This window comes from Roseateles asaccharophilus (genome assembly GCF_031458115.1).
In the GTDB taxonomy this organism is placed as follows: Bacteria; Pseudomonadota; Gammaproteobacteria; order Burkholderiales; family Burkholderiaceae_C; genus Pelomonas; species Pelomonas asaccharophilus_A.
In genome coordinates this window covers 296,483-320,746 of sequence record NZ_JAVDXV010000005.1, presented here as the reverse complement: position 1 = coordinate 320,746, position 24,264 = coordinate 296,483, and the positions used below count along the sequence as shown (strand labels likewise).

Genomic DNA, 24,264 nt, shown 5'->3' with positions numbered 1-24,264 from the left:
CGTTAGCAGGCCCTAGCGGTGCGCGCGCTTTCGCGGCGCGGGCTCTGCCGTGGCGGTCGCGCGCTTGGTGGTCTTGCGCGCCGCGGCCGCACGGGGCTTCAGCGTCGTCACGTTGGACGTCTTGTGGGCCTTGGTCGGCGCCGCGGCGGGCTTGGACTTGCTCACCCCGCCCAGGCTGGCGCGCAGCGCGTCCATCAGGTCAATGACCTTGCCGCTGCCTGTCGCCTCGTCCTCGGAGCGGGACGACGCGACCATCTCCTTGCCCTTGACCTTCTGCTCGATGGCCGCGAGCACGCGCTGCTTCTCTTCGTCGACGAAGTCGTCGGGGTCGAAGCTGTCGGCCGCGATCTGCTCCACCAGTTGCAGGGCCAGCTGCAGCTCCTGCTTGGAGACCGAGGGCTTGGGGATGTCCAGCGTCGACAGCGAACGGACCTCGGCCGCATAGCGCAGCTGCTGAAGGATGAGCCCGTCGTCGGTGGCCCGTATCTGTACGACGTATTGCTTGGTCTTCCACGACCACTTCGCCAGCGCACAGCGTTCGGACTTGCGCAGCGCCTCGGCCAGCAACGCATAGGGCTTGTCGCCGCGCTTGTCCGGCGCGAGCAGGTAGCTCTTGTCGTAGTAGATGGGATCGATGGACGCCAGCGGTACGAAGCTGACGATCTGGATCACATGGCTGCCGCCTTCCTCCAGCGCCTTCAGCTCCTCGGGCGAGAACAGCACGAAGTGGTTGTCCTCGACCTCATAGCCCTTCACCATGTCCTTTCGCTCGACCACCTTCTTCGTGCGCTCGTTGACGTACTGCTGCTTCAACCGCGAGCCATCCTTGGCCAGAAGATTGAAGCGCAACTCCGAGCCGGCCTCGGTGGCCGAGAACAGCTTCACCGGCACGTGCACGAGGCCGAAGCTCAGCGACAGCGAGGCGATGGAACGGGCATTGGTGGCCATGAGGAATCTCCGGATTCGTATTGCGGGCCGAGCGCCGGGCCGCTCGCAAGCCGGCCGGCCAAGGCGATGTGCATGCGGCTCGATGCCGCATGCATCGCCGTCCCCTCGGGGGACCGACTGGGCTCGCCGCGTTCAGCGGGCGAGACCGGGCGAGGGGCTAACAGTCCCCTTACATCCAGGGGAAGCCGTAGTAGTCATACACCTTGCGGCCGTAATCGTCTGTGTAGTTGGGTGCTTCGTCCTCGGTGTAGCGCGGCGCCTTCTCCAGCTGGGCCTTGTCGATGTTGACGACGTAGCCGTCCTTGTCGGTGTCGTACTTCAGCATGTTCCACGGCAGCGGGTAGCGGTCCGTGCCCACGCCCAGGAAGCCGCCGAACTCCAGCGCGGCGTAGCGCACCTGGCCGCTGCGCTTGTCGATGACGAGGTCGTCGATGGAGCCGAGCTTGTCGCCCTGCAGGTTGTAGACGTTGGTGCCTTCGACCTTGGAAGAAGAGATGGTGGGATAGGACATGGTGTGCTCCTTGATTCAGGTTGCAGACATGGCGGCATCGGGGGCTGCCGCCGTGGTGGGTTCACCAGTCCTCAATATGCCCTTGGGGCCTCCCGGTGGAGGTCGGGGTGGGCGCCCTCTGCCTGTAGGCCTGAACCGACGCGCCTCAGCCGTTAGGGCCTTCGCGACCTACTCCCGTCGGTTGAACAGGCGCTGGCGCCGTGATCAGCGAGCGGTGCGCCGCGGCGCCCGTGAAGGCGCCGTCGCCCACGTTGACGGCCACGTTGGCGAAGGCGCGTGCCGCATCGCCGCAGGCGAACACGCCGGGCACCGTCGTCTCGTTCATCGCGCTGCGGCGGATGCTGGGGCCGGCCGGGCCTTCGTCAAAGGCGCAGCCCAGCTGCTCAGCCAGCGGACTGGCCATGCGGGTGCGGGTGGCGACGAACAGGCCCGCCAGCGCCAGCGTGCGGCCGTCGGCCAGGTGCACGGTGATGTCGCCGTCCACGCGCTGCACGGACGTGGCCTCCACCGTGACGCCGCGTGCGGCCAAGTGGGCGGCCTGCGTCGCATCGGGTGTCACGGCGGAGTTCAGGAACAGCGTCGTGGGGCCCCAGTCCGGCAGCAGCAGCGCCTGGTGCAGCGACGACTCGCCGGTGGCCAGCACGCCCACCGGACGCTGGCCCAGCTCGTAGCCATGGCAATAGGGGCAGTGGAAGACGCTTCGGCCCCAGCGCTCAGTCAGGCCGTCCACGGCGGGCAGTTCGTCGGTCACGCCGGTGGCTAGAACCAGCCGGCGGCCGCGCAGCTCGCGATCGGCCAGCGTGACGACGAAGCCTTCACCATCGGCCCGCGCCGCCAGCGCCTCGCCGTTCACCCATAGCACGGTGGGGTAGGCCAGCAGCTGCGCGCGCGCATCGGCCACGATGTCGCCCGGCGCGCGTCCGTCCTGACCCAGGAATCCGTGCGAGTGGGCGGCGAAGCGGTTGCGCCGCCGGCCCGCGTCGACGACGGCAATGCGCTTGCGTGCGCGGGCCAGCTGCAGTGCCGCCGACTGGCCGGCATAGCTGCCGCCGATGACGATGACGTCGAACTCAATGCTCATGGGATGCTCCTCGGCCCGACGACTGCAGGCGGTGATGGAAGTCGCGCGACAGCTCGGCCAGCGTCACCTGGTGCAGCCGCTTCAGCAGCAGCGCCTCGGCTTCGGCATAGGCCGCGCCCAGCGCGCCGTTGACGGCTTGTTCGACAAGGCAGCGCGGCTGCTCGTCGCGGTGGCCCACGGCCAGGAAGGGCGGGGCGCCCAGGGCCGCATGGATGTCGCCCAGCGTGATGCGTTCCAGCGGCAGGCCCAGCACCCAGCCGCCGCCATGCCCCTTGGCCGAGGCAACGAAGCCGGCCTTGCGAAGGCCGCCCATCAACCGGCGGATGACCACCGGGTTGGTGTTCATTGCACGCGCCAGCTGCTCGGAGGTGGCGGGCTCTTGCGTCTCGGCCATGTGCAGCAGCACATGCAGGACGCCGGAAAGGCGGCTGTCTCGTTTCATGAAACTACTGTAGTTTCATGAAATTGACCCTGCCGCGGCAGGGTCAATGTCCGTCAGGAAGCGTTGGTCGTGACCTCGATGCGATGGCCGTCCAGGTCCTGGAACATCGCGCCGAAGTAGGTCTCGCTGATGTCGGGCCGCAGGCGCGGCGTGAAGATGTCCTGCGCGGTGCCGGCTAGCGCGGTTTCGTGGGCAGCGGCCACGGCCAGGCGGCTGGGGGCGGTCAGCGCGACATGCAGGCCGCGCGCCGTCACCTCTTCGCCGGCCGCCACCGGATACAGGAAGAAGCACCAGCGCTCGGGCGTGCCGAACGCGGCCTCGCTGCCGGTGTCGCGCAGCAGCTGCAGGCCCAGCGGCGCCAGTACCTGGCGGTAGAAGTGGACGGCGTCGGCGTAGCGCGTGGTGCCCAGGGACACGTGGTCGATCATGCGGGGAACTCCTTGTTGGGATGCCAGTCATGCTAGGCAGGGCGTGCGCAGAATTGCGGCAAGATGGCCCGCCCCAACGCCGTTTGCCCGCAACTTCATGCCCACGCCTGCCGCCGAGCTGGACCGCTTCGACCATCAACTGCTGACGCTGATGCAGGAGGACGCCGCGCTGACCGCCGAGCAACTGGCGGAGCGCGTGGCGCTGTCGGTGTCGGCCATCCAGCGGCGGCTGAAACGGCTGCGCGAGCAAGGCGTCATCCAGCGCCAGATCGCGGTCGTCGATGCCACGCAGGTGGGGCGGCCCACCACCTTCATCGCCGGCCTGCAGGTCGACAGCGAGCGGCCCGAGCCTATGGCCAGGCTGCGTGCCTGGCTGGGCGCCGAGCCCGCCGTGCAGCAGGCCTTCTATGTGACCGGCGAGGCAGACTTCGTGCTGGTGGTGACCGCTGCCAACGCGGCGGCCTACGAGGCCTTCATGACGCGGCTGCTGGCCGACAACCCGCCGGTGCGCCGCTACTGGACGCAAGTGGCGATGGCGGTGCTGAAGCGCGGGCTGACGCTGCCAATCGCCTGAATAAGCCTGAAATAAACATGACACGCCCTGGCGTGTATGGCGGCGCAGACTGCGCAGCACGACGAACTTCGTGCCTGTCTGCACCATGTCATCCCTCACCCTTTCAACCGCTTGCGGCGTGGTCGAACTGCGCCAGTACACGCTGCACCCCGGCCGGCGCGACGCGCTGATCGACCTGTTCGACCGCGAGTTCGTCGAGACGCAGGAGGCCGTCGGCATTGATCTGCTGGGGCAGTTCCGCGACCTCGACGATGCCGACCGTTTCGTCTGGCTGCGCGGATTCACCGACATGGCCGCCCGCGGCGCGGCGCTGCCGGCCTTCTACGGCGGGCCGGTCTGGGCCGCGCACCGCAACGCGGCCAACGCGACGATGGTGGACTCCGACGACGTGCTGTTGCTCCGCCCGGCCTGGCCGGACGCCGGGCTGCCCGCCGTGGCGGCCCGCGTTGCGCAACCGGCGGGCGTGCTGCTGGTGCGCGTGCTGCATCTGCGCGAGGCGCCCGATGCCGAGTTGCTGACGCTGTGCCGCGAGGCCCTCGTTGTGGAGCTCAAACAGGCCGGTGCCCTGCAGCAGGCCTGGTACGCCAGCGAACCCGCGGCCAACAACTTCCCGCGCCTGCCGGTGCGCGAGGGGGAGCAGGTGCTGGTGGCGATGGCGCTGTTTGCCGATGCTGCGGCCACCTGGCCCGCCGAATTCGACTCACAGGTCCAGCGCTGGTTGGCCCGCCCGACGCAGGCCCTGCGCCTGGCGCCCACCACCCGTTCCTCACTGCACGCCTGAAACACCATGAGCACATCGCAAGACTTCGACTTCCTTATCGGCCGCTGGAAGATCCGCCACCGCCGCCTGAAGCAACGCCTGCTGGACTGTCAGGACTGGGACGAGTTCGACGGCGAATGCCGCATGTGGCCGCTGCTGAACGGGTTGGGCAACATCGACGACAACGTGCTGCAGCTGCCCGACGGCCCGTACCGCGCGTTGTCGATGCGCACCTTCGACCCGGCCACCGGCCAATGGGCCATCTGGTGGGTGGACGGCCGCAACCCACACCGGCTGGACCCGCCGGTGGTGGGCGGCTTTGAAGGTGGCGTGGGCGAGTTCCAGTGCGACGACGAACTGCGCGGCCAACCCATCCGCGTTCGCTACATGTGGACCGATACGACCACGGGCAGTCCGCGCTGGCAGCAGGCGTTCTCGCCGGATGGCGGCGCGACCTGGGAGACGAACTGGGTGATGGACTTCGAGCGGCTGGCCGAAGCCGGATGAAACTCAGCGGGTGGCTATCGCCCCGACGATGGCCTGCAGCAGCCCGGCATCCAACACCTTGCCCGTCGCGCGGTCGAAGATCGCAAAGCCCTCGGGCTTGTTGAACACGCCGTTGTCCCAGTACACCGGCACCAGGCCACGCTGGTGCGCCGAGCGCGTGATGTAGGCGTTCCAGTAGGCGCGGTACCGGGCGTTGCCGGGTTCGCTTGGGCGGGCCACGGCGCCGTATTCGCCGAGGATGACGGGCACGCCCTTGGCGATGAAGTGGGTCTTCATCCTGTCGAACTGCTTGTCGGCGTGGCTCTCTCCGCCCCACGACGCGGCGGCCTTGATGTCGGTGGCGATGCGGCCCCATTGCCAGACCTTGCCTTCGTTGTTCAGCGTGAACTCGTAGGGGTCGTAGTAGTGCACTTCCATCATCAGCCGCTGTGGCGTCGGGTCGGTGGGCAGCACGGCGAAGTCCACCGTGTGATCGATGTTGGTGTTGAAGCCCTGCACGATGAGGTGGCGGCGCGGGTTGTGGCCGCCGGTCGCGCGCACGGTCGTCACGAAGGTCTGGTTGAAGCTGTTCTGAGCCCTCACATACTCGGCCGTGGGTTTGCCGTAGTCGCCCTCCACCATGACCTCGTTGGTGCCGGCGAACAGCAGGCCTTCGTCGTGGTCCTTGAAGTGCTCGGCGATCTGCGTCCAGTAGCTCGCCAATCGGCGGTTGACTTCGTCCTGGTGTCTGGCCGTGGGCTGCATCCAGCCACCATCCCAATGGATGTTGATCATGACGATCAGGCCGGCCTCGCGAGCCCAGCCGACGACCTCGGTGACGCGGGCCATCCATTCCGGCTTGATGCGGCCTTGCGCGTCGGTGTACTGCTTCCAGGACAGCGGGATGCGGATGGACTTGAAACCGGCGGCCTTGACGGCCTGGATCAAAGGCTTCGTCGTGCGCGCATTGCCCCAGGCGGTCTCGCCGCCGATGGCTTCCAGGGAATTGCCGAGGTTCCAGCCCGGCGCCATGTCGCGGGCCAGATCAGGGCTGCTGACCTCGCGCCAGGGCGCGGCCTGGGCGGCCAGCGAGACCAGGGTGAGCAGCAGGGCAGCGATGAGCTTCATGGCTTGTCTCGTTCTTATTGGGCGGCTTCGACCAGCGCCTTGATGATGTCCGGGTAGACCTGCGCGCCAGTGGCGCGGTTGAACAGGCCGGAACTGTGGTTCTCGGTGGGGGCGCCGGCGTCCCAGCCGCCGTCCCAGTGGATGTTCAGCATCACGACCAGGCCGGCCTTCTGCGCGAAGCCCACCACCTCGGCCACGCGGGTGGGCCAGGCGGCGGAGATGTTGTCGCCGGCGTCGGCGTACTGCTTCCACGCACACGGGATGCGCGCGGTCTTGAAGCCGGCGGCCTTGACGGCGCCCATCTGCTTGCTGAGTTGCAGGCTGGTGATGTCGTGCATGGTGCCGGCGCGGCCCGGCGTGGGCGCAGGGGCCGGCGCCGATGTCGCTGCAACCGGTGGCGGCGGCGCGGCCGGGCTGCTGCCGCCGCCACCACCGCAGGCGCTCAGCGGGACCAGCGCAGCCAGGATCTCGCGACGCTTCATGCCCCGGCCTTCTTCAGGCTCAGCAGCACCACGTCGTGGCTGCGCAGCTTGAGGGTCACGGTGGCGCGACCGCTGGTGCCCACGGTCAGCTCGCGTTGAACCTCGGGCTTGTCGGTCGTCAGGCCTTGCAGCCTGGCGAGCTGCTGCGCGTCGAGGTTCTTGGGCGAGCCCATCTTCAGATAGGCCGTGTGCGCGTCGTTCACCTCATAGCCGGTGCGGCGCTGCGTGAGCTGGTAGCGGCCGGGCTTGAGGTTGCGCAGCTCCACCGTCGCGGTGCCCAGGTCCTTGGCCGGCTGCGGCTTGCCGAAGAAGCTGCGGTTGCTGGCGTTCTGGTCGGGCAGGCGCCAATCCCAGATCAGCGCCTGCAGCTGGTCGTCATCAAGGGCGGCCCAGGTGTGGGCGTCGCTGCTGGGCACTTCCTTGCCCTTGAGCGCCGCGAGGTATTTGTAGGCGAACCAGACCGGCTTGCGCACGCCCTCGCGGGTCATCATGCCGAAGCCGCCGTGGAAGGGCGCGTCCGGCGGGCCGGGTTCCTCGAACAGGTCGCTGTAGACCCAGTAGCTCATGTGCTGGACGAGGCCCTGTGTCTGCTTCAACTTGGTGAGCACATAGGGCGCGCTCATGTAGCTGTCGTGCACGAGGTCGCGCGGGTTGTAGCTGGTGCTCCACTCGGTGAAGAACAGCGGCAGGCCGGGCAGGTGCGAGGCCTCGATCTGCTGGCGCACGCGCTTCACGTCGCCGACGATGGCGTCCGGTGACTTGGACAGTTTGCGGTCTTCCTTGCCGAACTCGTCCAGGAAGCCTTCATCCACGCCGTAGGTGTGCGTGGTGACGAAGTCCACCGGCGTGTTGGTGGCCTTGGCATGGGCCAGGAACTCCGGCACCCAGGCCGCGCCGGCCGTGGACGGGCCGCCCACGCGCAGCAGCGGGGCGATGGTCTTGATGGCCTTGGCGGTGCGCGTGTAGAGGTCGAAGTAGGCCTTCTGGTCGGCCTTCTCCCAGAAGCCGTCGAGGTTGGGCTCGTTCCAGACCTCGAAGTACCAGTCGTGCACCTCGGCCGTGCCGTAGCGGTTCAGCAGATGGCGGATGAAGGCTTCGATCAGCGCGACCCAGCCGGCGGGCTCGGGGTGGGAGGTGTTGCCCTCCCAGTAGAAGATCTTGTTGTCCGAGGTCTTCAGCGCCAGCGGCGTGAAGCCCAGCTCGACGAAGGGCTTGATGCGGCGCGCCAGCATCGCGTCGTAGAGCTTGTCGATGTTGGTGAAGTCGAACACCAGCTTGCCGGCCGCGTCGCGCGTGACGGTCTCGAACACGTCGTGGAAGACGGCGTGGAAGCGCAGGTAGCGAAAGCCCAGCTCGTCCACCGTCGTTTTCAGTTGCGCGAGAGCATCGGGGCGATAGGTGGTGCCCGGGTAGTCGGCACCGACGCAGTGGTCGAAGAAGCGATCCAGCGGCTCCTTGGCCTGGGCGACGTCGAGCACGATGCGGCGTGGCTGGGGCGCGGCGGCATGGGCGACGAGGGGCATGGCGGCAGCGGCGGCCAGAACTTGGCGGCGGGAGGGGGTCATCTCGGTCTTCCTTGAGGAGAAATGCAACCACGGAGGCACAGAGGCACAGAGAAGTGCTCTCTTGCTTTCCTCTGTGCCTCCGTGCCTCTGTGGTTGCCTTTTGAATTCACCGCAGTCCGCGATAGACGAAATTGCGCGCGCGGACTTCACCATTGCCCGCGCTGAACAGCGCAGGCCGCAGGCTGACGAAGCCGCCGAACACGTTGTGATGCAGGCCCGAGACCTCCATCTGCCAGGAGTGCTGTTTCCAGGTGGTGCCGCCGTCGTGCGAGTAGTGCCAGGTGACGACGTTCTCGCGGTTGGTGACGCGGATGTGGACGCGCTTCGTGGCCATGGCCTCGCGCATCCAGCCATGCTCCTGGCCATAGCCGTAGGTCAGCATCTGCGTGGTGCTGAAGGCGATGCCCACGTGGCCGCGCTCTTCGTAGAACAGCGCCAGGCCGCCGTGAGCGTCGCCGCTGACCTCCAGCTCGACGGTGATCTCGAAGCTGCGGTCGCCGGTGGCGCAGGTCAGCGGCGAGGATTCGGGCAGCGACGTGCCTTTGCCCTTGATGACCAGCGACTTGTCCTCGAAGCACAGGCGTTTCGCCTCGTCGGGCCCGGGTGCGTGGAAGGCCCATTGCAGGCCGAGCCTGCCTGACGAGAAATCGTCGGAGAGCGCAAAGCCCGCCTTGCTGGGCTTGCCGCCGCGCGGCTTGGGCAGGGGCTTGTCCAGCGTGCCGCCTTTGGCGCGCAGCCAGCCGTCCTTGGTCCACTCCACCGGCTCCAGCAAGGCCTGGCGGCCCAGCGTGCGCATGCCGTTCTCGTAGCCGTGATAGACCATCCACCAATCGCCCGCCGGGCCTTCGACGACGGTCGCGTGGCCGCGTGACCACCAGGGCTCGTTGATGCTCTGCGTGCGCACGATGGGGTTGTTGGGCGCGTCCTCCCACGGCCCGTGCACGGAGCGCGAGCGGGCGACCGTCACCATATGGCTGGTGGGCGGCCCGGCCGTGCCGCCGACGGCGCTGATCAGATAGAACCACTCGCCGCGCTTGAACAGCTTCGGCCCCTCGGGCGCGAACATCTCGACGACCCATTCCTTGGGGTATTGCCAGGGCTTCCAGGCCTTGTCTTCCAGCGGTCCGTCGGTGGCCAGGCCGTCGTCGGTCAGCCGCACGCGGCGGCCGCCGTTGACGAAGAGGTAGCGCTTGCCGTCCTCGCCCACCACGTGGCCGGGATCGATGCAGCCGGGCAGCTTCAGGTCGATGGGCGCGCTCCAGGGGCCGCGAATGTTGTCGGCATGGATGACGTAAGTGCCCGTGCCGTTGTCCTGCAGCACCGGGATGTAGAGGTAGAAGCTGCCCTGGTGCTTGATCAGGTCCATGGCCCAGACGGTGCCTATGGGCTGGTGCAGCGCGGCGGTGATGGGCGTCCAGTTCACAAGGTCCTGCGAGTGCCAGGTGACGGCGCCCGGGTAGGACTGGAAGGACGAGAAGGTCATGTAGTAGTCGGCCCCATCCTTCAGGATGGTGGGGTCGGCGTGGTCGCCGGCGACGATGGGATTGATGTAGGTCCCATCGCCGCGGTCGGCCTTGCGCTGGCCTTCGATGCCGACGCCGGGCTTGGGCACCGCGGCGGCGGCTGGGACGCTGGCGCCGGCCAGCGCCAGTTGAAGCGCGTGGCGGCGCGACATCGTCATACCGTGCCCCGCTTGGCTTCCAGTTGGCCACGGATCTCCAGCATGCGCGACTCCGTCAGCGGGAAGCGCAGGATGGCGATCAGCGCCAGCACCAGGCCGATGACCGGAATGCCCGACAGCAGGATGCGGATCCAGAAGATGGCCTCGGGTGTCTGCGCGCCTTCCTTGGCGGCATCGAAGCCGGTGAACTGCAGGATCCAGCCCGAAGCGAAGACGCCGACCGCAATGCCAACCTTGGAGATCCAAGACTGGCAGGCCGAGAACGAGCCCTCGCGGCGCTGGCCGGTCTCGGCTTCGTCGTAATCGGCGATGTCGCCGATGGTGGCGGCGTACAGCGTCCAGAAGCCCGAGCCGGTGAAGGCGACGAAGCCGCAGGCGAACAGCTGCAGGTAGGGGCGCTCGGGGTCGTACAGCCACCAGTCGCCGATGAAGGCGCAGATGGCCAGCGTCAGCACGACCGCCAGGCCGGTGCGCTTGCCCCAGCGCCGCGAGATCCACGTGAAGAAGGGAATGCCCGCAAAGCCGAAGCCCATGCCGGCCAGGCCCATCGCGGTGTTCCATTGCGTGGCCAGCTTCACGTCGCCCTTGCAGACGTAGTAGACGGTGGCGTAGTAGCCCAGCGCGCCCACCATGGCCGTGCCGATGCTGTAGGCCAGCGACATCATCATTACCGCGCGGAAGGGCTTGCAGCGCAGCGTGCGCCACAGCGTGTCGGTCAGCGGGATGTGGGTCTGCGAGTGCGACACCAGCTTTTCGTAGTAGCGCTCGCGCGTCAGCAGGAAGATGGCGATGGAGACCGCCACCATGACGGCGCCAAGGATGGCGCAGTAGGTCTGCGCACCGCGCAGGATGTCGGGTTTGCCGGTGAGCGGGTCGTTGAAGATGGCCAGCGTCGTGAACTGCGCGGCGAAGAACATCGCCAGCTCCGGGCCCTTCTGGATGGCGTTGCGGATCGCCATGACGGTGGTGCGCTCGTGGTAGTCCGGCGTCATCTCCGCGCCCAGGGACACCCAGGGCATGTTGAAGCAGCTCATCACCGGCACGTAGATGATCATGCTGACCAACATGAACCAGAAGTACTGCATGTCGGTCCAGCCCTTGCCGACGGCGAACATCAGCGGCAGGCCGATGCCGGCCAGCACACCGCCCACGAGGATGAAGGGGCGCCGCCGCCCGTAGCGCGTGCGCGTGTTGTCGGAGAGCCAGCCGAAGAGGGCGTCGGAGCCGGCGTCGATGACGATCTTGATCGCCTGCACCGTGGAGATCAGCCCCGGCGCCACGCCGAGGAAGATGTTGAAGACGTGGAAGGCCAGCGAGGCGTAGAGCCAGTGCCCCCACATGTCCAGGATGGAACCGAGGCCGAAGCCGATCTTCTGCTTGAGCGGCAGGCGGTCGGTCGTGGAAGGCACGACCTGTGCCATGTGGAGGGTGCTGGCGTTCACAGGATTCGTCGCTCTTTGATGATGTCGGAGTAGTAGCGGGCGGACAGCTTGGGCGTGCGTGTCTGCGTGGCGAAGTCGCAGTGCACGATGCCGAAGCGGCGCTGGTAGCCGTCTTCCCATTCGTAGTTGTCGATGAAGGACCACAGGAAGTAGCCCTTCAGCGGCACGCCGTCGGAGATGGCGCGGTGCACCTCGCGCAGGTGGCTGCGCACGTAGTCCCGGCGATGCAGGTCGAACACCTCGCCGTTCACGACGGGTTCGGTGTCGTAGCCGCAGCCGTTCTCGGTGATGTAGATGGCCTGGTGGCCGTAGGCCTCGTGGCTCAGCCGCGTGCCCCAGTACAGGCATTGCGGCGTCAGGCGCAGCCAGGTGCTGTCGGCGCGCGGGTAGTTCACCGGCGTGGGCAGCGCTTCGGGGCCGGCCTTGCCGGCACGCACATAGGTGGCGCTGTAGATGTTCAGGCCGAGGAAGTCGGTGGGCAGGCTGATGAGGTCGAAGTCGCCGGGCTGCACGTCGGGCGCATCGGCGCCCACGCGCTTCAGGAAGTTGTCGGTGTACCTGCCGGCGTGGATGGCGCCGAGGATCTGCGCGTTGCGGTCGATGAACCAGGCCTTGGCGGCGGCGATGTCGGCCGGCTTTTCCGTCACCGGCACGGCCACGCTGCAGTTGTCGGTCAGGCCCACCTGCGCGCCCTTGCCGCCATGCTTGCGCACGGCCCTCACACCATGCCCGTGGCACAGCAGCGCATGGTGGTAGGTCTGGTTGACGACCTTGTTGCTTTCCTTGCGGCCCGGTGCCTTGCTGCCGGTGCCATAGCCCAGCAGCGTGAAGCAGAGGATCTCGTTCAGCGTGATCCAGTGCTTCACATCCTTGGCGAAGGCCTTCACCACGGTGTCGGCGTACTGCGCGAAGGCGTCCACCGTGACGCGCGAGGTCCAGCCGCCGCGGTCTTCCAGCGCCTGTGGCAGATCCCAATGGAACAGCGTGACCCACGGCGTGATGCCGTGCTTCTTCATGCTGGCGAACAGCCGGTGATAGAAGTCCAGCCCCGCCTGGTTCAGCTCGCCGTCGCCCTTGGGATAGATGCGCGGCCAGGCGATGGAAAGGCGGTAGGTCTTCATGCCGAGGGACGCCATCAGCGCGAAGTCCTCGTCGAAGCGGTGGTAGTGATCGCAGGCCACGTCGGGCGTGTCGCCGTTGTGGACCTTGCCGGGGATGCGCGCGAAGCGGTCCCAGACGGACTCGCCCTTGCCGTCCTTGAAGGCCGCACCTTCGATCTGCGCCGACGCCGCTGCGACGCCGAACACGAAGTCGGCCGGGAAGGGGCTGTCGTAACCCAGCGCGATCTTGCGCGCGGCGGGCGCGGCAAGGGTGGCGGGTGTCAGCGTTGTCAATGCGGCCGAAGCAAGCAATTGACGGCGACGGGCAGAGCGGGGCGAAGTCATGGGCGTGGTCCTCGTTAAGCCGCAGGCGGGCGACAGGCCCGTGGCGGCGCGAGGAATATAGGCGGCTTGGTTCCGTGCGGTTTCACGTCAGGTCACAGGATCCTGCGGGTCTTGATGACCTGCGCGTAATAGCGCGCCGACAGCTTGGGCGTGCGCGCCAGCGTCTCGTAGTCGCAATGCACGATGCCGAAGCGGCGCTGGTAGCCGTCTTCCCACTCGTAGTTGTCGATGAAGCTCCACAGGAAATAGCCCTTCAGCGGCACGCCGTCGCTGATGGCCCGGTGGGCTTCGCGCAGGTGGTTGCGCAGGAAGTCGCGGCGATGCAGGTCCAGCACCTCGCCGTTCACCACGGGCTCGTCGTTGTAGCCGCAGCCGTTCTCGGTGATGTAGAGGGCGGTGTGGCCGTAGCACTCGGCCGCGAAGCGCGTGGCCCAGTAGATGCATTGCGGCGCGATGTGCAGCCAGGGGCTGTCGGCCTTGGGGTAATTGGCGGGCAGGGCCACGGGCTCCCACTCACCGGCCTTGCCGGCACGCACGTAGGTACCGGTGTAGATGTTCAGGCCGAGGTGGTCGGTCGGCAGGCTGATGAGGTCGAAGTCGCCGGGCTGCACCTCGGGCGCATCGGCGCCGACGCGGGCCAGGTAGTCCGCCGGGTACCGGCCGGCGTGCATGGCGCCCAGCACATGGGCGTTCTTCTCCAGGAACCAGGCCTTGGCGGCGGCGATGTCTTCGGGCGTCTCGGTGACGGGGATGCACACGTCCAGGTTGTCCGTCAGGCCCACCACGGCGCCCGCGCCGCCGAACTCGCGCACCGCGCGCACGCCATGGCCGTGGCACAGCAGCGCGTGGTGGAAGGTCTGGTTGACGACCTTGTGGCTCTCCTTGCGGCCCGGCGCCTTGGTGCCGTAGCCGTAGGCCAGCAGCGTGAAGCAGCGGATCTCGTTCATCGTGATCCAGTGCTTCACCTCGCCGGCAAAGGCCTTGACGATGGTGTCGGCGTAGCGCGCGAACGCGTCCACCGTCACGCGCGAGGTCCAGCCGCCGCGGTCTTCCAGGCTCTGTGGCAGGTCCCAGTGGAACATCGTCACCCACGGTTCGATGCCGTGCTTCTTCATGCTGGCGAAGAGGCGGTGATAGAAGTCCAGGCCCGCCTGGTTCAGCTCGCCATCGCCGTTGGGGTAGATGCGCGGCCAGGCGATGGACAGGCGGTAGTGCTTGTAGCCCAGCGAGGCCATCAGCGCGAAGTCTTCGTCGAAGCGGTTGTAGTGGTCGCAGGCGATGTCGAGCGTGTCGCCGTCGTGCACCTTGCCGGGCGTGCGGGAGAAGCGGTCCCAGATGGATTCGCCCTTGCCGTCGACGAAGGCGGCGCCCTCGATCTGCGCGGAGGCGGCGGCAACGCCGAACAGGAAGTCGTCGGGGAAGGGGCTGGAGTAGGTCAGTGCGGTCATGGGGTCAGGGTCGTGGCGCCGTCAGGGCGTCATGAGGGAGGTGAGAGGGACGTCCAGGCTGCGGGCCCAGATGTCGTAGCCCTGCGGACTGAGATGCAGGAAGTCCGGCAGGATGTCCTTGGACAGCGTGCCGTCGGGGTTCGTGAGTCGTGGGCCGATGTCGAGGAAGACGATGTGCTTGCCGTCGGCCAGTGCCGGCAGCAGCGCGTTGATCCTGGCGTTGTGGCGGCGCAGCAGGTCGTCGGGCTTCTCGCCGCGCGGGAACAGCGCCAGCAGCAGCACGGTGGCCTGCGGTTGGCGCTGGCGGATCTCGTCGAGGTTCTTCTTGATGCCGGCAACGGTCAGCGCCGGGTCTTCCAGCCGCTCGCCGGTGTTGTTGGTGCCGATCATGACGACGATGGCCTTCGGCGCCATGCCATCCAGCTCGCCATGCTGCAGCCGCCACAGCAGGTTCTCGGTGCGGTCGCCGCCAAATCCCAGCGCGACGGCGTTGTGCCTGGCGAAGTGGCTGGCCCAGGCCGCCTTGCCTTCGTTCTCCCAGCCCTGCGTGATGGAGTCGCCGAGGAAGACGAGGTCCACGCGCCGGCCTGCGTCGCGGTGCGCCTTGATCTCGGCGAGCTTGGCCTCGTGGCGCGGCAGCCACCAGTCGACGGCCCAGGATTCCTGCAGCCGCTCGGGCGTGACGGACTGCGTGCGGTAGTCGGGGCAGGCGCTGGTCGCCTTGCCCGTCTTGTGGATGCGCAGCTTGGCGATCTTGATCTCGCCGCTGCCCGTGCCTTCCAGCGTGAACGGCACGTCCACCTTGCTGAAGTCGTCGCCCTCACGCCAGAAGCAGGTCAGCGCGAAGCTCATGTGCTGCGGGCCCTTGCCGATCAGCTCGCGGCCTGCGAACAGGAAGGGGATCTTGCGCTCGCAGTCCTTGCCGCAGCCCAGCTTGAACTTCATGCCGCCCTTGGCCAGGTCGATCACGTCGAGGTCGAACTCGACCGTGCCCCGTGGCAGGTGGCCACGCAGGTCCAGCGGCTTGCCGCCTTGCCAGCGCGCCTGCGCGATCCAGGTGTTGCTGAACTGCAGCGTGACCGAGCCGTCGTCACCGCGTTTGGCCGCGACGCGGCTGTTGGGCACGCGCGGGTTGGCGGGCTTGGGTACGGTGACGTTGTCGCCCGTCAGCCGGGCCTCGCCTTCGAAGTCGGTGATGGCGATCTGCCAGCCTTTGTCCAGTGGGACTGACTGCGTTGTCGGTGCGGACGCGGCAAGGGCCGAGAAATGCAACCACAGAGACGCAGAGGCACAGAGAGACCACCAAGCGCTCTGTGTCTCTGTGTCTCTGTGGTTGTCTTTGAGTTGCTTCATGTCAGCGCAGATCCTTGGCGGTCAGCGTGCGCGCCTGGCCGGGCTTGAGCTGCAGTTCGATGACACGCTTGCCCACGCGAACGCGCCCCCCGCCGGCGCCCGCGGCGGAGCGCACCGTGGCCCGCGTCGGCTTGCCGCCTGCCCACGCGATGTCGACCTCGAAGCCGCCGCGTGCGCGCAAGCCCTTGACCGAACCGTCGCGCCACGCCGCGGGCAGCGCCGGCAGCAACGTGAGGGTGTCGTCGTGCGACTGCAGCAGCATCTCGGCCATCGCCGCCGTGGCGCCGAAATTGCCGTCGATCTGGAACGGCGGATGCGTGTCCAGCAGGTTGGGATAGGTGCCGCCCTGGTGCACCTCGGCGCCCTCGCGGGCCTTGCGCGCGCCGGGCCGGGCCAGCAGGCCGCGCAGCAGCTGGTGCGCGTGATCGCCGTCCTGCAGCCGCGCCCAGAACGCAATCTTCCAGGCCATGGACCAGCCGGTGCTGACGTCCCCGCGCGCCAGCAGCGTCTTGCGCGCGGCCGCGGCCAGTTCGGGCGTGCGCGCGGGCGAGATCTGCCGGCCGGGGAACAGCGCGTAGAGGTGGGACACATGGCGGTGCGTGTCCTTGGGCGTGTCCAGCACCGGGTCCTTCAGCTCTTCCAGCCATTCCAGCAGCTGGCCCCAGCTGCCGATGCGCGGGCCGGCGAGGCGGTCGCGCAGGGATGCGGCATGCGCCTGCGCCGCCTTGTCGCCCAGCACCGCCGCGGCCTGCGCCATGTTGTCGAAGTGGTCCCACAGGATCTGCTGGTCGTAGGCCACGCCGTCCTGGATGGGGCCGTGCTCGGGCGACCAGCCGTTGGGCGCAACGAGCCGGCCGTCGGGCAAGGCCTTGAGCCGGTCTTCCCAGAACTCGCCCACCTCCTTCAGCAGCGGCCAGGCGACGTCGCGCAGGAAGGCCTTGTCCTGCGTGAATGCGTAGTGCTCCCAGAAGTGGCGCGCATACCAGGCGTTGCCGGTCATGTTCCAGAGGTAGCCCTGGTGGCCGAAGGGATTGGTCTCGGTGCGAAGCGTCCAGCCGCGCGTGGGCTTGCCGTCGGCGCGCAGCATGGTCTCCTGCGGCGGCTGCACGGAGTTGTCCCAGGGCGGAATCTCCGGCGGCAACGTCGATGCATCCTGCAGCGCGAGCGCAGCGCGCTCGGACACGGCCTTGCGCCATTCGGGCACAAGGCGTTGCACGAAGCGGTGGAAGGGCCTTGCAGACTCGGCCAGGTTGGTCGGCTCGGCCGGCCAGTAGTTCATCTGCAGGTTGATGTTGGAGTGGTAGTCGCTGTTCCACGGCGGCTGCAGGTGGTCGTTCCACAGGCCTTGCAGGTTGGCGGGCAGCGAATCGCGCGAGCTGCTGACCAGCAGGTAGCGGCCGAACTGGAAGTACAGCGCCTCCAGTTCGGGGTCGTTGCCGTTCTGGGTGTAGGCGGCCAGCCGCGCGTCGGTGGTCAGCGCGCGGCGCTCGGCCGGGCTGGCGCCGAGGTCCAGCTGCACGCGGCCCAGCAGCGCGCGCACGTCGCGCTCGTGGGCCGCCTTCAGCCGCGGCCAGGCGGGCGCGGCGGCGACTTGGGCCTGTACGCGCGGCAGCGGCGGCTTGCCGTCGGCAAAGCTGGTGCCCGCGCCGAGGATGAGCGTCAGTGCGCTGACGCCGCGGAAGGTCAGCGTGTTGCCGTCGATGGCGACCGTGCCGCCTTCGTTCAGCACGCGCAGCTGGCTGGCGTAGGCCAGGCCGTTGGGCAGCGCGCCGACGGCGGTCAGCGTCTGGTGGGCGGCGCTCAGGGCCGCGCCGTGGCGGTCGGTCAGCGAGATGCGGCCGCCGTAGGCGCCGGAGCGGTCGGCCGTCAGCCGCCATGCAATGACTTGCGCCGGGTGGCTGGCGATGGCCTCGCGCGTGAAGCGCACGCCGGCCTGCGTGTAGCTCAGGCGGTTCACGGCGCGCGCGATGTCCAGCTCGCGGCGGTAGCGGCTGGCCGGGCCGACCGCGCCGTCCAGCTCCAGCACGACATCGCCGAAGGGCTGGTAGGCGCCCATGGTCTTCGCGTCGCCGGTCCACAGCGTGATGTCGTTGAACTGCAGCCGGTCGCGTTCGACCTGGCCGAACAGCATCGCCCCCAGGCGGCCGTTGCCGATGGGCAGCGCCTGCTGCTCCCAGCCCTGGGGCGTGTCGGGCGCGGGCTGGGCGTAGTGCAGCACCAGCTCGCGCGCCTGCAAGGGCAGCGCGAGGCACAGCGTCAGCGACAGCAGCAGGCGGCGCAGCATGAGCATCAGCGCGCGCGCCCCATCTTGACCTTCAGCATCACCGGTTCAGCCGGCAGGTTCAGGCCGTAGTCGACCTGGTCGCCGTTCCACACGCGCTCCATGATCCAGCGGCCCTGGGCGTCGAAGCGGCCCTGCTCGGCGCGCAGCATCATGCCGCTGGTGCCTTCGCCCGGCTCCATGCGGACGCGCACGCGCTGGCCAATGATGAGGAACTCGTCGGCGCCGATCTGGGCGATGGCGGCGCCGCCATCGGGCTCCTCGGTGCCGGCGGCCGGCTTGGCGAACTCGCCGCCCCAACTGGATTCGCCGAAACGGCCGAGGCGGTAGGTCAGCTTGGCCGTCCAGCCGGGGAAGTCGAGTTGCTGTGGCTTGCGGTCGTCGCCCTCGCCGGTGCCCTGCACCTTGCCCTCGAAGGACCACTGCGCCCACTGCCGCTGGATGGGCGCGAACATGCGGTAGACGCGCTCGAAGGGCTCGACGAGCTTGCGGTCCGTGGCCAGCGTGCCGAGCGGGTGGTTGCTGTAGTTGAAGTAGTCGGTGCCGAACGGCGAGATGCCGATGGCGCCGCGACCCAGCATGGCGTAGATGAAGCGCGCATAGGCTGGCTTCGTGCCGAACTCGGGCACCCACAGCGCGTTGTCGGGGCGCTGGAAGAGCTTGAGGTTGGCGTTGACCTGATCGGACTCGGGCCGGTAGATGTCGGGGCCGACGATGTCGATGGCCGGTGCGGCGGCCTTGTAGATGTCGATGACGTCCCAGGTCGGCCCACCGCTGGCGAAGTTCTTGTTCCAGGGCTTGGGCGGTTGCTCCAGCGGGTCGCGCAGCGCGTTGTTGACGTACATCGGCAGGTCGTACACCGCGCGGCCGGCGGCGGCGATCTCACCGATGTAGCGGGCCACGGCCCAGGCGTGGAAGTATTCGTCGGCGTAGTCGCCATAGACCTGGCGCCAGTTGCCGGATGCGGCGGCCTTGGGCTTCTGACGCGCCAGCACGGCGGCGGGCACGGGCTGCTCGAAGGCAGCCTGCGCGTCCTTGCCGAAGTCGCGCACCAGGCCGTAGGTGCCGACCTCGTTCTGCACCTGCACCATCACCACGGTGCGCTCGGTCGAGTCGATCTTCCGGATGTGACTCATCAGCGCGACGAAGGCGCGCTTGTCCGCCTTCAGGGTCTCGGCGCCGAAGGGGCTGAGGCTGTAGTTCGGCTTGCCGTCCTGGTCGAGGTTGGGCAGGAACCGCTTCGGGTTCAGCTTGACCCACTCGGGGGTGTACTGTGCGCTGGTGTTCTTCCAGGTTGCGAACCACAGGATCACCAGCTTCTTCTTCTGCTGGCGAGCCTCCTTGACCAGCGTGTCGACGAAGTTGAAGTCGAACTTGCCCTCGACGGGCTCGACCTGCTCCCAGGCCACCGGCATCAGCACCGTGTTGGCCTGCAGGTCGTTGGCGGCATCCCAGACGCCCTTGAGCGCGAGCGGATAGTTGCTGGAGTTGTGCGCCTGCGCGCCGAGGATGAGGAAGGGCTTGCCGTCCACCAGCAGCGCGTGGCGGCCGTCCTTGGAAACCAGGCGCGGCAGTTCGGCAGCGCCGGCGGTGTTGAGCAGACAGGCCAGGGCCGCCGCGAGAATGAGCTTCTTCATCGTATTGCGGGGTTGCAACGAGGGGCCGGCGGCCTCCCGATGGGGAGACCGCCGGAATCGCCGGAGATTAGAACGAGTAGCTGGCCTGCACCGAGTAGCGGCGACCGGTGTAGTTGACGGCGCGGGTCATCAGGCCGATGTTCTGCTGCATCAACTGGCGGGCCAGCGCGTTGTTCAGGTTCTGCGCTTCCAGGCTGACGCTGAACTTGTCGGTGATGCGGTAGTTGACGCCGGCGTCGACCTGGCCGTAGTCGTCGCTCCAGGTCGGCAGCGCGAAGGCGACGCTGGTGCCGTCGGCCAGGCGGCCGTCACCGCCCCGGGTGCCGTTGACGTTGACGCCCTGCAGGTACTTGGAACGCCAGCTGTAGGCCACGCGCGCCGAGAACGGGCCGTAGTCGTACAGCAGCGCCAGGTTGTAGGCGTTCCTGGACAGGTTGGTCAGCGGCAGGTTGCCGAACGTGCGCCCGTCGGTGTCACAGCCGTTGATGTTCAGGTTCAGGTTGTCGGCATTGGTGCTGGTGCCGGCGCAGAACGGCGTCGTGACGGGGTTGTAGGGCCTGGTCTTGCTGTCGACGTAGGTGTAGTTGGCCTGCACGCCGAAGCCCGACATCCAGCCCGGCAGCATGTCCAGGTAGCGCTGGAAGGCGATCTCGAAGCCGCGGGCGTGGCCCTTTGCGCCGTTGACCGGCGACGTGACGGTAAAGTTCAGCGGGTTGCCTGCGGCATCGCGCAGCACGGTCGTGGCCGACTGCTTCACGATGATGTCGTCCAGCTGCTTGTTGAACAGCGCCAGCGTCAGTGAGCCGTTGCGGGCGAAGTACCACTCGGCCGTCAGGTCGAACTGCGTGGACTTGACCGGCTTCAGCAGCGGGTTGCCGTTGGCCGTGCCACTGAGGTTGACGGCGTCGACGATGACGGAGTCAGGCACGCCCGGCGTCGTGCTGGGCACGGTGCGCTTGGTCGTCGTCAGCTCCATCGACGTGTAGGCCTGCATGTCCGCGAAGTCGGGGCGGGACACACCCTTGGCGACGGCGGCGCGGAACTGCAGCTTGTCGCTGGCCTTGAAGCGCAGGTTCAGGCTGGGCAGGAAGTTGGTGTAGGTCTGCTCGGCGGCCATCGGCGCAGCAAAGCTGGGGATGACGGGCACGGGCACGCCGCTCACGGGTGCGCCGGCCGGGATGCCGGGGTTGTACGTGAACACCGTGTAGCCGGCAGCCTTCATCTCCGTGCGCACGGCGCGCAGTCCGACGTTGCCGTCGATGGGCGCGCCGGAATCGGTGAAGTCGAAGCGCAGCTGGGCGTAGGCGGCCTGCGTGCGCTCGTGCTGCTCGTTGTCGCCCGCCGGGTTGGTGCCGAAGCTGGCCGGCGACCATGCCGGGCAGTCGCCGTTGGCGCCCTTGAGCTCCTGGCAGCGGATGTCGTGGTACCTGTGCACCGTGGCGTAGCCGTTCGGGTAGTCCTTGGCCAGCGACACGTCGGGCACGTAGACGGCCGGCACGCTCTGGCCGCCGAAGAAGTTGTTGAACGTGTGCAGCCGGGTCGGGGCGTTGAAGCGCGGGTCGCTGAGGTAGGCCACGTCGCTGATGTCCCAGCCGCGCTGCCAGGTCTGCGTGATGGCGGACCAGTTGTAGTCCGGCACCGTCTTGGTGGTCTTCGCATCGCGGTCGGTCAGGCGCACGCCGAAGCTCAGGTCCTGCAGCACGGCGTGGTCGAAGTTGAACTTGCCGTCCGCGCGCCAGGCCTTCTGCTCGGCCTTGCTGCGGTCCAGGTGTTCCATCGTGAACGCCCAGTAGTAGTTGCCCTTGTTCTGCAGCGAGGCCAGGTCGCTGGCGTCGAACACCACGCGCGGCGTGGAGCCGTTCAGGTCCAGCGTCTCCTTGGGCATCAGCAGGCCGGTGGCGACGGTGGAGTCGAAAGCGTTGGTGTCGGACTTCACCAGTTGCAAGTCTGTACTGAAGCTCCAGCGGTCGCTGGCCTTCCAGGCGAGGTTCCAACCCAGGTCTTTGGTCTTGGAGTTGCGCTTCATGTAGCGCGTGTCAGCGCCGAAGTTGACGCCGCCGTCGGCTGGCGCGGTCAGCGTGCCGCTGACGAAAACGTTGTTGCTGTTGTACTTCGCATCGCTGCTGATGACGAGGTTCCAGGGATTGGTCTGCGCGAACAGCGCGTTCTCATCCCACTGCATGCGGTACTTGGACTGGAAGTAGGTCAACGAGCTGCTGAGGTTGTCCTTCTTCCACTGAAGTGCGCCGTACAGGCCGTTGCGGTTGCGCTCGAAGTTGGAGTCGCGCCACTGCGCCCCCTTCGGCACCCAGTGCGTGCCGTCCACCTTGTAGTAGGGCTCTACCTGCCACAGGTCGGTGCGGGTGGAGCTCTTGCTGTGAGCCAGGCTCAGCAGCATGCCGACGTCGCCCAGCTCGGTATTCCAGCGGTTGGACAGCAGGCCGGAGGCCGCGGGGCTGAACTTGCCCTGCAGCTCGTTGTACTTGCCCACGGCCGTGACGTGGCCCTTGAAGCCGGGGTTGTCGAAGGGCATGGCGGTGCGCAGGTTCACCAGGCCGCCGATGGAGCCTTCAATCTGCGAGGCCGACGGGTTCTTGAACACGTCCACGGCGGCCAGCAGTTCCGGCGGCACGTCCTCGAAGTTCAGCGCACGGCCGCCGTTGGCGGAGAAGGTGTCGCGGCCGTTCACCTCGGAGCGCACGTACGACAGGCCGCGGATGTTGACGCTGGAGCCTTCCACCGAGTAGTGCTCGGGGTCGTTCTTGGCCATGGTGCGGTCGATGGTCACGCCGACGACGCGCTGCAGCACTTCGGTGACGGACTGGTCCGGCAGCTTGCCGATGTCGTCGGCGACGATGGAGTCGACGATCTCGTCGGCGTTCTGCTTGATCTTTTGCGCCGATTCCAGCGCCGCGCGGCGGCCGCTGACGACCACCGTCTCGACCTTCTGCACGGGCGCGGAAGCTGCAGTTGCCGGCGCGGCCGGGGTCTGCGCCATCGCCAGGCCACTGCAGAGCAGGGCGGCCTGGGCGGCGGCAAGGGAAATGGCGGTTCTCTGGTGCTGGTTCACTTTTGTCTCCTCTCGATGTGCTCGTTGGCACGGGGGCTGGTCTGCCGGGTATTGCTACGGGTTCGGCGGGAATGGAAGCGGGATCAACATCGCGCGCGGCGGCTGGCGCTGGCTGCGGCTCTAGGGGACGTCATGTCAGCGTCGACGGTGGGCTCGTGGTCAGGGCGTCGCGCGCGAGGCAGGTCAGGCGCAGAAGCGGTTGACGAGGTTCTCCAGCACCTCCTGGCGGCCGGAGACGGGGGCGATGTCGACGTTCTTCGCGAGCACCTCGTCGGCCAGCTCGGCCAGCGAGCGCTTGCCGTTCAGGATGTCCTGGCCGGCCGGCGTGTCCCAGCCGGCGTAGCGCGCGTCCTGCGCCTGCTTGAGGCGGCCGTCGACGATCATCTTTTCGGCCACCAGCAGCGCCTGGGCGCAGACGTCCATGCCGCCGATGTGGCCGTGGAACAGGTCGGCCGCATCGATGGACTGGCGGCGCACCTTGGCATCGAAGTTCAGGCCGCCCGAGCCCAGACCGCCGGCCTTGAGCACCTCGTACAGCGCGATTGCCGTCTCCGGCACGTTGTTGGGGAACTGGTCGGTGTCCCAGCCCAGTTGCGGGTCGCCGCGGTTCATGTCCAGGCTGCCCAGGATGCCCAGGGCCCCGGCCGTCGCGATCTCGTGCTCGAAGCTGTGGCCCGACAGCGTCGCGTGGTTGGCCTCGATGTTGACCTTGACCTCGTTCTCCAGGCCGTAGCGCTTCAGGAAGCCGTAGACGGTGGCGGTGTCGAAGTCGTACTGGTGCTTGGACGGCTCGCGCGGCTTGGGCTCGATGAGGATGGCGCCCTGGAAGCCGATCTTGTGCTTGTAGTCCACCACCATCGTCAGGAAGCGGCCCAGCTGGTCCAGCTCCTGGCCCAGGCGCGTGTTCAGCAGCGACTCGTAGCCTTCGCGGCCACCCCACAACACATAGTTCTCGCCGCCCAGCTTGAGCGTCGCGTCCAGCGCGTCGCGCACCTGCAGCGCGGCCATCTTGAAGATCTCCGGGTCGGGGTTGCTGGCCGCGCCTGACATGAAGCGACGGTGGCTGAACAGGTTGGCCGTGCCCCACAGCAGCTTGAGGCCCGTGGCTTGCTGCTTCTCGCCGAGCACGTCGACGATGCGCTTGAAGTTGTCCTGGCTTTCGCGCGGCGTGGTGCCTTCCGGGGCCACGTCGCGGTCATGGAAGCAGTAGTACGGGATACCCAGCTTGCTGAAGAACTCGAAGGCGGCGTCGGCCTTCAGCTTGGCGAGCTCCATCGGCGAGCCGCCCTGGAACCAGGGGCGCTCGAACGTGGCGCCGCCGAACGGGTCCAGGCCGGTCCAGACGAAGTTGTGCCAGTAGCAGGCCGCGAAGCGCAGGTGGTCCTCCATGCGCTTGCCCAGCACGATGCGGTCCTTGTCGTAGTGCTTGAAGGCCAGCTCATTCTGGCTGTCGGCGCCTTCAAAGCGGATGGGCTGGATGTATTCGAAGTAGCTCATGGGAA

At 67.7% G+C, this 24,264-nt stretch carries 20 protein-coding genes; 3 read left to right on the top strand and 17 right to left on the bottom strand.

Annotation, left to right across the window (positions count from 1 at the left end; translation table 11 throughout):
• Positions 1–12: 12 nt before the first annotated feature.
• The 5 genes from ku to J2X21_RS14645 form a co-directional block, all read right to left on the bottom strand.
• Positions 13–948 carry a non-homologous end joining protein Ku gene (ku, locus tag J2X21_RS14665; RefSeq protein WP_310329860.1) on the bottom strand — a complete coding sequence of 312 codons (936 nt, stop codon included), beginning with the start codon at positions 946–948 and terminating at the stop codon, positions 13–15.
• Positions 949–1,117: 169 nt separating this feature from the next.
• Positions 1,118–1,459, bottom strand: a complete 342-nt coding sequence (locus J2X21_RS14660) for a PRC-barrel domain-containing protein (protein WP_310329857.1) — start codon at positions 1,457–1,459, stop codon at positions 1,118–1,120.
• Positions 1,460–1,604: 145 nt separating this feature from the next.
• Positions 1,605–2,540, bottom strand: coding sequence for an NAD(P)/FAD-dependent oxidoreductase (locus J2X21_RS14655; protein ID WP_310329854.1), 936 nt, complete (start codon positions 2,538–2,540; stop codon positions 1,605–1,607).
• On the bottom strand, positions 2,530–2,982 hold the full coding sequence (locus tag J2X21_RS14650) for an Rrf2 family transcriptional regulator (protein ID WP_310329851.1): 453 nt from the start codon (positions 2,980–2,982) through the stop codon (positions 2,530–2,532). The genes J2X21_RS14655 and J2X21_RS14650 overlap by 11 nt, the downstream gene beginning before the upstream one ends.
• A gap of 53 nt (positions 2,983–3,035) precedes the next feature.
• Complete coding sequence (locus tag J2X21_RS14645) at positions 3,036–3,410, bottom strand: VOC family protein (protein WP_310329849.1); 375 nt, start codon at positions 3,408–3,410, stop codon at positions 3,036–3,038.
• 97 nt (positions 3,411–3,507) lie between these two features.
• On the opposite strand from J2X21_RS14645, the gene J2X21_RS14640 reads away from it, so the two are divergent.
• The 3 genes from J2X21_RS14640 (at position 3,508) to J2X21_RS14630 (ending at position 5,251) form a co-directional block, all read left to right on the top strand.
• Positions 3,508–3,984: an Lrp/AsnC family transcriptional regulator gene (locus J2X21_RS14640; RefSeq protein WP_310329847.1), complete on the top strand. Its 477-nt coding sequence runs from the start codon at positions 3,508–3,510 to the stop codon at positions 3,982–3,984.
• A gap of 85 nt (positions 3,985–4,069) precedes the next feature.
• Entirely contained in the window at positions 4,070–4,765 is a 696-nt protein-coding gene (locus J2X21_RS14635; RefSeq protein ID WP_310329845.1) for an NIPSNAP family protein, read from the top strand.
• Positions 4,766–4,771: 6 nt separating this feature from the next.
• Entirely contained in the window at positions 4,772–5,251 is a 480-nt protein-coding gene (locus J2X21_RS14630; RefSeq protein WP_310329843.1) for a DUF1579 domain-containing protein, read from the top strand.
• Between the two features lie 3 nt (positions 5,252–5,254).
• Here J2X21_RS14630 and J2X21_RS14625 read toward each other — a convergent pair whose 3' ends face one another.
• The 12 genes from J2X21_RS14625 to xylA all read right to left on the bottom strand — a co-directional run bounded on the left by J2X21_RS14625 (position 5,255) and on the right by xylA (position 24,259).
• Positions 5,255–6,358 (bottom strand): glycoside hydrolase family 5 protein, encoded by a 1,104-nt coding sequence (locus tag J2X21_RS14625; protein ID WP_310329841.1) that lies wholly within the window; start codon positions 6,356–6,358, stop codon positions 5,255–5,257.
• Positions 6,359–6,372: 14 nt separating this feature from the next.
• A complete protein-coding gene (locus tag J2X21_RS14620; RefSeq protein ID WP_310329839.1) occupies positions 6,373–6,840 on the bottom strand; it encodes a cellulase family glycosylhydrolase in 468 nt (155 codons plus the stop codon).
• Positions 6,837–8,405: a GH39 family glycosyl hydrolase gene (locus J2X21_RS14615; protein WP_310329837.1), complete on the bottom strand. Its 1,569-nt coding sequence runs from the start codon at positions 8,403–8,405 to the stop codon at positions 6,837–6,839. Before J2X21_RS14615 ends, J2X21_RS14620 begins: the two co-directional genes overlap by 4 nt.
• Before the next feature lie 106 nt (positions 8,406–8,511).
• On the bottom strand, positions 8,512–10,080 hold the full coding sequence (locus tag J2X21_RS14610; protein WP_310329834.1) for a family 43 glycosylhydrolase: 1,569 nt from the start codon (positions 10,078–10,080) through the stop codon (positions 8,512–8,514).
• Between the two features lie 2 nt (positions 10,081–10,082).
• The gene (locus J2X21_RS14605) at positions 10,083–11,528 is read right to left on the bottom strand and encodes an MFS transporter (protein WP_310329831.1); all 1,446 of its coding nucleotides are present in this window, start codon (positions 11,526–11,528) and stop codon (positions 10,083–10,085) included.
• Positions 11,525–12,973, bottom strand: coding sequence for a GH1 family beta-glucosidase (locus J2X21_RS14600; RefSeq protein WP_310329828.1), 1,449 nt, complete (start codon positions 12,971–12,973; stop codon positions 11,525–11,527). The genes J2X21_RS14605 and J2X21_RS14600 overlap by 4 nt, the downstream gene beginning before the upstream one ends.
• 92 nt (positions 12,974–13,065) lie before the next feature.
• The gene (locus J2X21_RS14595) at positions 13,066–14,421 is read right to left on the bottom strand and encodes a GH1 family beta-glucosidase (RefSeq protein WP_310329825.1); all 1,356 of its coding nucleotides are present in this window, start codon (positions 14,419–14,421) and stop codon (positions 13,066–13,068) included.
• A 21-nt stretch (positions 14,422–14,442) separates the two neighbouring features.
• Positions 14,443–15,693 carry a GDSL-type esterase/lipase family protein gene (locus J2X21_RS14590; RefSeq protein ID WP_310329822.1) on the bottom strand — a complete coding sequence of 417 codons (1,251 nt, stop codon included), beginning with the start codon at positions 15,691–15,693 and terminating at the stop codon, positions 14,443–14,445.
• An 82-nt stretch (positions 15,694–15,775) separates the two neighbouring features.
• Positions 15,776–18,058, bottom strand: a complete 2,283-nt coding sequence (locus J2X21_RS14585) for a glycoside hydrolase family 95 protein (protein WP_310329819.1) — start codon at positions 18,056–18,058, stop codon at positions 15,776–15,778.
• Between the two features lie 5 nt (positions 18,059–18,063).
• The gene (locus tag J2X21_RS14580; protein WP_310329815.1) at positions 18,064–19,692 is read right to left on the bottom strand and encodes a DUF5597 domain-containing protein; all 1,629 of its coding nucleotides are present in this window, start codon (positions 19,690–19,692) and stop codon (positions 18,064–18,066) included.
• Between the two features lie 67 nt (positions 19,693–19,759).
• Positions 19,760–22,762 carry a TonB-dependent receptor gene (locus J2X21_RS14575; RefSeq protein ID WP_310329812.1) on the bottom strand — a complete coding sequence of 1,001 codons (3,003 nt, stop codon included), beginning with the start codon at positions 22,760–22,762 and terminating at the stop codon, positions 19,760–19,762.
• 183 nt (positions 22,763–22,945) lie between these two features.
• A complete protein-coding gene (xylA, locus tag J2X21_RS14570; protein ID WP_310329809.1) occupies positions 22,946–24,259 on the bottom strand; it encodes a xylose isomerase in 1,314 nt (437 codons plus the stop codon).
• Between the last annotated feature and the right edge of the window lie 5 nt (positions 24,260–24,264).

Bases quoted from the DNA above. Each gene is read 5' to 3' on its own strand.
- ku (WP_310329860.1), bottom strand. From the start codon at position 948: ATGGCCACCAATGCCCGTTCCATCGCCTCGCTGTCGCTGAGCTTCGGC.
- J2X21_RS14660 (WP_310329857.1), bottom strand. From the start codon at position 1,459: ATGTCCTATCCCACCATCTCTTCTTCCAAGGTCGAAGGCACCAACGTC.
- J2X21_RS14655 (WP_310329854.1), bottom strand. From the start codon at position 2,540: ATGAGCATTGAGTTCGACGTCATCGTCATCGGCGGCAGCTATGCCGGC.
- J2X21_RS14650 (WP_310329851.1), bottom strand. From the start codon at position 2,982: ATGAAACGAGACAGCCGCCTTTCCGGCGTCCTGCATGTGCTGCTGCAC.
- J2X21_RS14645 (WP_310329849.1), bottom strand. From the start codon at position 3,410: ATGATCGACCACGTGTCCCTGGGCACCACGCGCTACGCCGACGCCGTC.
- J2X21_RS14640 (WP_310329847.1), top strand. From the start codon at position 3,508: ATGCCCACGCCTGCCGCCGAGCTGGACCGCTTCGACCATCAACTGCTG.
- J2X21_RS14635 (WP_310329845.1), top strand. From the start codon at position 4,070: ATGTCATCCCTCACCCTTTCAACCGCTTGCGGCGTGGTCGAACTGCGC.
- J2X21_RS14630 (WP_310329843.1), top strand. From the start codon at position 4,772: ATGAGCACATCGCAAGACTTCGACTTCCTTATCGGCCGCTGGAAGATC.
- J2X21_RS14625 (WP_310329841.1), bottom strand. From the start codon at position 6,358: ATGAAGCTCATCGCTGCCCTGCTGCTCACCCTGGTCTCGCTGGCCGCC.
- J2X21_RS14620 (WP_310329839.1), bottom strand. From the start codon at position 6,840: ATGAAGCGTCGCGAGATCCTGGCTGCGCTGGTCCCGCTGAGCGCCTGC.
- J2X21_RS14615 (WP_310329837.1), bottom strand. From the start codon at position 8,405: ATGACCCCCTCCCGCCGCCAAGTTCTGGCCGCCGCTGCCGCCATGCCC.
- J2X21_RS14610 (WP_310329834.1), bottom strand. From the start codon at position 10,080: ATGTCGCGCCGCCACGCGCTTCAACTGGCGCTGGCCGGCGCCAGCGTC.
- J2X21_RS14600 (WP_310329828.1), bottom strand. From the start codon at position 12,973: ATGACTTCGCCCCGCTCTGCCCGTCGCCGTCAATTGCTTGCTTCGGCC.
- J2X21_RS14595 (WP_310329825.1), bottom strand. From the start codon at position 14,421: ATGACCGCACTGACCTACTCCAGCCCCTTCCCCGACGACTTCCTGTTC.
- J2X21_RS14585 (WP_310329819.1), bottom strand. From the start codon at position 18,058: ATGCTGCGCCGCCTGCTGCTGTCGCTGACGCTGTGCCTCGCGCTGCCC.
- J2X21_RS14580 (WP_310329815.1), bottom strand. From the start codon at position 19,692: ATGAAGAAGCTCATTCTCGCGGCGGCCCTGGCCTGTCTGCTCAACACC.
- xylA (WP_310329809.1), bottom strand. From the start codon at position 24,259: ATGAGCTACTTCGAATACATCCAGCCCATCCGCTTTGAAGGCGCCGAC.